Source organism: Rhodocista pekingensis (assembly GCF_042665545.1).
In the GTDB taxonomy this organism is placed as follows: domain Bacteria; phylum Pseudomonadota; class Alphaproteobacteria; order Azospirillales; family Azospirillaceae; genus Rhodocista; species Rhodocista pekingensis.
The window spans coordinates 152,556-160,672 of the sequence record NZ_JBHTCM010000025.1; the positions used below are offsets into that span (position 1 = coordinate 152,556).

Below are 8,117 nucleotides of genomic sequence, written 5' to 3' on the forward strand. Positions count from 1 at the left end.
GTGTCCTTGCGGAAGCGGAAAAGGGGCCCGGCGGCCATGACAGCCGCCGGGACGGGTGCGCTTGTCCGGGTTCCAGCGCGGCCTCAGAACCGGACGCGGCCGGTCACGCCGACCTGCCGCGGCGGGGAGAGCTGGCCCAGATCCTGGCCGGTGGCCGAGCCGGACCAGAAGCCGTCGGCATATTCCGTGAAGAACTGCTTGTTGGTCAGGTTCTTCACATAGGCCGTCAGCGACCAGCGCTCGGTCTCCAGCCCGGCGCGCAGGTTCACCAGGGTCACCGGATCGCGGTAGTCGATGTTGTCGGCGTGGAAGTACTGCTTGCCGCGATACTCGATGTCGGCGCGCAGCAGACCGGACAGCGCGTCGGTGATGGGGAAGCTGTACTGCGTTCCGCCGTTGATCTTCGCCTTGGTGTTGTTCGGGAGCTGGTTGCCGCGGTAGGCGCGGGTCCCGTCGAAATCCTTGATCTCGCTGTCGGTCACGCCGACGCCGCCGAAGGCGTCCCAGCCCTCTGCCAGCCGGGCCTGGAACTCAAGCTCGAAGCCCGTCAGCTCGGCATCCTTGACGTTGTCGATGATCTGGGCACCGGCCGTCAGATCGACCCGGAAGATCTGTGCATCGTCCAGCTTCGTGTGGAAGGCGGCACCGTTCAGGACCAGGCGGTTGTCCAGGAGCTGCGACTTGAACCCCACCTCGTAGTTCGTGCTGACTTCCTTCTGGAAGATGCTGGGGTTGACCGTGGGCGCGTTGTACCCGCCGGAGCGGAACCCGGTCGAGAAGGTGGCGTAGGTCATCAGCGACGGCGTCCATTCGTACTTGGCCGTGACCTTGGGCTGCCACTCGCTGAAGGTCTTGGAACGCACCGCGTTGTTGCGCAGCAGGTCGGTCTGCTCGCGCTCGTCGCTGTCGTAGCGCAGCGCGCCGGACAGTTCGAAGCGGTCGGTCACGTCGTAGGAGGCCTGGCCGAAGAAGGCATAGGCCAGGTTGTCGTTGGATTCGTCGCCGAAGATGAACAGCGGTTGCAGGCCGGCGAGCGTGCTGTTGGTGTCCAGGAAGACCGTGGTCCGCAGGTCACGGTCGGTCTGCAGGATGTAGGCGCCGCCGATCCAGCGCAGCGGCTGGTCGTCGGGCGAGGTCAGGCGCAGTTCCTGGCTCCACATCTCGACCTCCAGGTCCTGGCCCTGGCCGATCGACTGCACGCGGGAGAAGTCCAGGTCGCCGCGGTAGTTCTCCTTGACCTTGCTGTAGGCGCTGATCGAGGTCAGCGTCGCCGCGCCGAAGTCCCAGTCGAGCTTCAGGCTGAGATCGCCCATGTCGCGCTCGCTGCGGCCCAGCAGGTTCTCGTCCGGCTTGACGTTCTCGTTGTTGGAGAAGCCCAGGGTCGGGAACTGGCTGTAGAGGACGGCGCCGCCCTCGGTGTTGGAGATCGAGCCGCGCAGATCGACCGTGACGCTGTCGCTGGCGATCCAGCGCAACTGGGCGCGGCCCGTCTTGTCCTCGTAGAAGTCGGCCTTCTCGTCCAGGAACCCGTTCGTGATCTGGCCGTCACTGTCGGCATAGGAGCCGGCGGCCCGGAAGAACAGCTTGTCGGCGACGATCGCCCCGCCGGCCGCGGCCGACAGGGTACGGGTGTTACCCTCGGCATAGCCCGCCTCGGTGTAGCCCTCGAAGTCGTTGCCGGGCTGCCGGGTGATGATGTTGATGGCGCCGCCGATGGAGTTGCGGCCGTAGAGCGCGCCCTGCGGGCCCTTCAACACCTCGATCCGCTCGATGTCGAAGAGCTGCTGGGTGAGCTGCTTCTGGTTCGCCTGCGGCACCCCGTCCACCACGACGGCGACCGAGGGATCGCTGTTGTTGATCTGGGAGATGCCGCGGACCGTGACGAAGCTGTTGCCGACCGTGAAGCTCTGCACGATCCCGATGTTCGGCGTCAGCGCGATGAAGTCCTGCGGCGTGCGCACGCCCGCATCCTCGATCGCGTCGGCGGAGAAGGCGGTCACCGAGACGGGCACGTCCTGCAACCGCTCCTCGCGCTTCTGGGCGGTGACGACGATCTCCTCGATGGCAAGGCCGGACTGGGCCGCGGCGGGTGCCGCTGTCAGCCCGGCGAGAAGTGCCGTCAGGGTGGTCGTCGTGAGCAGGCGGGACGTGAGCTGTGGGGACGTGCGCAATGGAGCCTCCGCTTCGCCTCAGATGAGGTCTTCTATTGGTTGGAAATCCTCTTCGATCCCGAAGCTGCGGGGTCCGAAGCAGGCCAGGGCGGCGGGCGAGCGCATGATCGGGGGCACGCTCGCCCCGATCACCCGGACCCGCTGCCCGTACTTCAGCGACTCGGTCGTGATCGGTTCCGCCGTCTCACGGTCGAGGATGGTGACGAGGTCGGGCACGATGGCCACCGTCCGGCCGCCACGCCGCGCCACCAGGTTCTCGTTCTGGAAGAGGATCTCCATGTCCGCGCCGGCGGCGCCGTCGGCGGCGATGCTGCACCGGCCGATGGAGAAGCCGCGGGTCGTCTCCCGCACCAGATCCACGATCTTGCCGTCGAACAGCACCGCGCAGTGCCGGTAGTAGTCGGTGCCGCGCAGGTAGCCCAGCAGCGCCTCGAACGGGTCGCCGGCGCGCCGCCCGGCCGCGATGGCCTGCCCGATGCCCAGCGCCAGCGACAGGGTGCCGGGGATGGCGGCCCGCTTCGCCTCCGCCCCGCTCATGGGATAGCAGGACAGCGCCACGCCGCCGCCCATGTGGATCACCATCAGCCGGGCCATGTCCTCGGCCGACTTGGCGTCGCGGGCGCTGATGACGTTGTACTCGCCGTGTTCGTTGGCCAGCACCATGGGCGTCGCCGGGATGCCCATGACGTTGAAGGTGACCATCTGGAGTTCGGGGAAGGCGCGGCCCATCCCGTCGGCGTCCACGACGGGCAGGCCCCGCTCGGCCGCCAGCTTGACCGGCAGCAGCGAATTGATGCCGCCCATCTCCACCGGCAGGATGGCGGTGGCGGGCCGGCCGGTGTGCTGCTCCAGCGCCTTCACCGCCAGCCCGACCTCGTCGCCGCCGACCAGCTTCTCCACCATCACCGTGGGCGCCCCCATGATGGCGATGGTGTAGAGATTGGCGTCGTCCGGCAGGTCCTGGAGCGCCACCACGGGCGGCGCCCCGTGCCGCTCCAGCGCGTGCTGCGCCAGCAGCCGTCCGATATAGGGGTCGCCGCCGCCGCCGGTGCCCAGGAAGGCGGCGCCGCGGGCGATGTCGTGAAGGGCGGGGATGCTCAGCTCGATCGTCATGGCTCTGCCCTTCCTTCAGATGCCGGCCATGTCGCCGACGGCCTTGGCGCGGATGCGCACGGCCCCGCCCGGCAGGTAGGCCAGCGGCACCTCCTCCAGGTCACGGATGTCGATGCTGCCGGGGGCGGCCCCGGCGCGGATGGCGATGGCCGCAGCTTCCTCCTTGGCCTTGGCGATGGCCGCCTCGCGCCCCAGCTCCTGGTAGGAGTAGACCCGGTCGACCTCGCCCCCGATCTGCGCGATGGCGGCGCCGATGGCGTTGGCGACGCCGCCGTTCTCCGGCCGCACGATCCGGGCGGCCCCGGGCAGCGTCCCGTCCACCAGGATGGCGCCGCCGCCGACCAGCACGACCGGCAGGTCGGTGGCGCTGGTCTTCATGCGGTCGATGGCGCCGGACAGCAGGCGCCGGATCTCGGCCTGGGCCGCCGTGACCAGCCTGCGGTCCAGCCCGGCGACGCGCGACGGATCGCCCATGCGGGCAAGGCCGGCCGCGACCGCGATGTCGGAGGTGGTCAGGACCTCGCCGCCGAAGACGCGGGCCTCCTGCGGCAGGCGGTAGCCGACACTGTCCGGCCCGACCCGGACGCTGACCTCTCCCGAGCCATCCACCGGCCCCTGCTCCGGGCGGACGTGGCTGCCGCCGCCCAGGCCGATGGAGAGGATGTCCGGCATCCGGAAATTCGTGCGGACGCCGCCGATGTCCACGGCGACCGAGGATTCGCGGGGGAAGCCCTTGACCAGCATGCCGACATCGCTGGTCGTGCCGCCGATGTCGATGACCAGCGCGTCCGTCAGGCCCGACAGGTAGGCGGCGCCGCGCATGCTGTTGGTGGGGCCCGACGCGAAGGTGAGGACGGGGAAGCGCGCCACCGTCTCCGCATTCATCAGGGTGCCGTCGTTCTGGCTGACGAAGAACGGGCAGTCCAGCTTCAGCTCGGCCAGGGCGGCATGGAAGGACGCCACCACATGCCGCGCCATCTCGGCCAGGCTGGCATTCATGATGGTGGCGTTCTCGCGTTCCAGCATGCCGATCCGGCCGATGCTGCCGGACAGGGTGATGAGCGCATCGGGATGCTGCTCGCGCACGATGGCAGCGGCGCGCTCCTCCATGTCCGGGCTGACGGGGGCGAAGATCGAGCTGATGGCGACCGCCGTCAGCCCCTTCGCCCGGAAGCGCCGGGCGGCCTCGGCCACCGCCGCCTCGTCCAGGGGCGCGATCGGGCGGCCGTCGAACTCACGGCCGCCGCCGACCAGGGCGACATCGCCGCCGACGCCGGCCTTCAGGTCCTCGGGCCAGTCCATCAGGGGCGGCAGGCCCTTGCCGGCCGGCAGGGCGATCCGGATGATGCCGACGGGCAGCAGCCGCTTGCGCTCGACGAAGGCGTTGGTGAAATGGGTCGTCCCGATCATCACCGCCTTGATGCTCTCCGGCCCCAGGCCGGAAGCGTCCAGCACGGCGCGGATGGCGGCGACGATGCCGCTGCCGACATCGGCCGTCGTGGGTGACTTGTAGGTGGCGACCACCCGGCGCCCGTCCATCAGGACTGCGTCCGTATTGGTTCCGCCGACATCGACGCCGATGCGCATCTGCCCTCCCGCCGGCCGCGGGGGCCGGATTACCTGGAACCGTGGCCGCGATTCCTGGCGACCATGGATCGAAGTCTTCGGGACCGTCACCGACTTGTCAAAAAGGCCGGCGGGTGGATTCGGACCGTATTCGGGTGGGGTCGGGCGGGGCGGCCCCGACCCCACCCTACCCGTCCGGGTAGGTGGTGGCGAAGGGCGGCCGCTCCCGGCCGCGCCGGGGGTTCCGGCATCCTCGGGCGGGGAGCTTTTCCGCGAGATCGGAAGGGGGCTGTCAGGTCAGGCCGAGCAGGCGGCGGGCGGTGATGATGGCGGCGGCCCGCCGGTCCACGCCCAGCTTTCCGAAGATGTTCTTCAGGTGGAACTTCACCGTGTTCTCGGTCATGGCGAGGGCCCGGGCGATCTCCTTGTTGGAGGCGCCCCGGCACAGCTCGATGACCACGGCCCGTTCGCGCGGGCTCAGCGTGTCGGCTTCGTCGCGGGGCCGCGCCAGGGTGCGCTCCAGTTCCTCCGCGAAGGCGCGGGCCAGACTGTCCAGCCCGATCTCCCGGCTGCGGCGCAGGCAGTCCCGCAGCAGCGGCGCCAGCCGTTCGCCACGCTCCAGAAAGACCTGCCGCAGCCCTTCCGGGGCCGCCAGGGTAAGAGCCTGGGCCAGATCTCCCACCGGATCGGCGGCGGGCGATCCGCCGCTTTCCAGCGCCAGCCGGGCGGCGGCTTCGGCCCGCAGGATGAGCGCCTGGATCCGGTGGACCGTCATGCCGGCCTCCCGCGCCCGCTCCGCGGCCTCGCCGGCCGCCTCCAGCGCCGCGCACGGGTGCCCCTCCGCCAGCAGCAGCCGGGCCTGGACCGTCAGGAAGGCGTGGTGCTCCCGCCAGGCCGCCGGGGAGGCGCGCATCAGCGGCAGTTCCGCCAGGAGCGGTGCCAGGGCGTCGCGGGCCCAGGCCGTCTCCCCCATGGCGGTCAGCACGCGGGCGCGCTCGCAGGCGATCAGCCGGCCCAGCCGCGCCAGCCCCCGTTCGGCGGCCGTGCGCTCTCCGCGGGCGAGCACGGCCAGGGCCCCGTCGTGCTCGCCCTGGGCGAGCTGGAGGGCCGCGGCCACCCGGTAGCCCGACGCATAGATGTCCAGCCAGCCGTCCGCCGTCTCGATCTGGGCCAGGGCGGGGCCGATCAGCGCCCGGGCCTCGTCGCCGCGCCCGGCCTCGTGCAGCACCTCCGCCAGCAGCACGGCGGCCACGGCCTTCAGGCCGCTGTCGGCGCCGAAATTGTCGGCGGCGATGGCCATGGCCTCGCGGTAGGTCGCCTCCGCCTCCCGCCGCAGGCCGCGGTACAGGGCGCTCTGGCCCAGGTGGAACAGGCAGTAGGCGAGCCCGAGGACGGAGTTGGCCGCACTCATGTGGCGCAGCGCCCGCCGGCCGGCCCGTTCAACCCCGGCAAGATCGCCCAGATGCAGAAGCTGTACCGCCTCCACCGTGCGCAGGGCGCCGCTGCCGATCTGGTCGTCCTCGGGCATCCCGTCGATGACCCGGCGCAGGGCGACCAGCCCGTCGGCCGTGGGGGCGGCATCCTCGTAGCCGGCCAGCAGGCTGCCGATGATCAGGGCGTCGCGGGCGAAGGCGGGCTGCTCCTGGATCAGCTCCAGCGGCCGGTCGGCGCCGGGGATGCGGTGCAGCAGCCGGCGGGCCTGGGCCAGTTCGCCGTCCTTGATGTGCAGGTAGACCCGGCTGATTCCCAGCCGCGGGTGACGCAGGAAGCTCTCGGCGGGGAAGTTCTGCAACAGGTTGCGCAACAGGCCGATGCCGCCCGACAGGATCAGCGACCAGCCGCCCGCCGATTCGACCAGCCGGGCGGCGCTCGCCAGATCGCCGCCCAGACGGGCGTGGCGGACGGCCTCGGTCAGAAAGCCGCGCGCCTCGAACCAGCGCGAGGCGCGGGCATGCAGGTCCGGCAGCAAGGCCGCATGGTCCCGGGCCAGCACGTCGCGCAGATAGTCCTGGAGCAGGTGGTGGTAGCGCAGCCAGCCGCCGCTGCTCTCGCCGTCCAGCGGCACCAGCAGGCTGTCCAGGCGGGAGAGACGGGCCAGACGGGCGCGGGCGCCGCCGCGGCCGGTGACGGCCTCGGCCAGATCGGCGTTGACCCGCTCCAGGATGGAGGTCTGCATCAGGAACTGGCGCAGATCCTCCGGCAGGTCGGCCAGCACCTGCTCCGCCAGATAGTCGGCCACGTCGCGGGTGCTGCCGCAGAAGCGGTCCAGCAGGCGGGCGCGGCCGCTGCCCGCCTCCAGCCAGATGCGGGCGAGCTGGATGGCCACGGCCCAGCCCTCCGTCCGCTTCGTCAGGGCGGAGATGTCGGCGTCCGGCAGCAGGTCATGCAGAACATGCCGCGCCTCCTGGGCGGAGAAGCGCAGGTCGCCGGCCGTCAGCTCCCGCACCTGCCCCATGGCCTTCAGTCCGGCCAGCGGCAGCTTCGGCCGGTCACGGCCGCTGATGACCAGGGACAGGTTGGCCGGCAGGAAGGGCAGCAGGCCGCCCAGCAGGGCGCCGACCTCCCGCGATTCGGCCCGGTGGAAATCATCCAGGATCAGCACGACGGGCCCGCCATGCCCGGCGATCTGATTCACCAGGGCGCTGAGCGCCGCCTTGCACGGCATGTCCACCAGCCCCTGCTGGGCCAGCCGCGCGAGCTGGCCCAGCGGCACGCCGGCGCGGGCCAGACTCAGCACGATATAGGAGATGAGATGGGTGGGGTCGCCGTCGTCCTCGTCCAGGGAGAGCCAGCCGCAGGGGATGCCGGCGCGGGCGAGCTGACGCTGCCATTGGCCCAGCAGAGTTGTCTTGCCGCTTCCGGCGGCCCCGACGACGAGCTGGAGCCGGGCCGACCGCCCCTCCTCCAGGCGGCCCACCAGCCCGGCACGGTCCACCAGATCGACGAGCTGGTGGGGCGGGGCGAGCTTGGTCGGAATGATCCAGTCGGGTCCGGTAACGAGCGTGGACAAGGGCCGTCGTGATGCTGGGGGGCGGTCCGGGAGGGACGCGGTTCGTCACAAGGGCACAATAAACTACATCGCGGGCGCGCTTGCCGACAGGAAAGGTGCCGGAACGTCGGCGACGGGGACAGAAGATTGCCCCTGTGGCCTAAATGCCCGGTTTCCCGGGGGTTTTCCCGCGGGGCGGCCCGTCGGATTTTCAGATTTTGTTGGAAGAAAGTGTTTGACAGGTTGGGTTTGGGGGCCTAGATAACGGCTCACCGACG

At 70.7% G+C, this 8,117-nt stretch carries 4 protein-coding genes; all 4 read right to left on the bottom strand.

Features of this window, described 5'->3' with window-relative positions:
• Window positions 1-83: 83 nt before the first annotated feature.
• Window positions 84-2,171, bottom strand: coding sequence for a TonB-dependent receptor (locus ACFQPS_RS17940; RefSeq protein ID WP_377360592.1), 2,088 nt, complete (start codon window positions 2,169-2,171; stop codon window positions 84-86).
• An 18-nt stretch (window positions 2,172-2,189) separates the two neighbouring features.
• The gene (locus ACFQPS_RS17945) at window positions 2,190-3,284 is read right to left on the bottom strand and encodes a DUF917 domain-containing protein (protein ID WP_377360593.1); all 1,095 of its coding nucleotides are present in this window, start codon (window positions 3,282-3,284) and stop codon (window positions 2,190-2,192) included.
• 15 nt (window positions 3,285-3,299) lie between these two features.
• Window positions 3,300-4,871 (bottom strand): hydantoinase/oxoprolinase N-terminal domain-containing protein, encoded by a 1,572-nt coding sequence (locus tag ACFQPS_RS17950; protein ID WP_377360594.1) that lies wholly within the window; start codon window positions 4,869-4,871, stop codon window positions 3,300-3,302.
• A gap of 271 nt (window positions 4,872-5,142) precedes the next feature.
• Window positions 5,143-7,860, bottom strand: coding sequence for a winged helix-turn-helix domain-containing protein (locus tag ACFQPS_RS17955; protein WP_377360595.1), 2,718 nt, complete (start codon window positions 7,858-7,860; stop codon window positions 5,143-5,145).
• Between the last annotated feature and the right edge of the window lie 257 nt (window positions 7,861-8,117).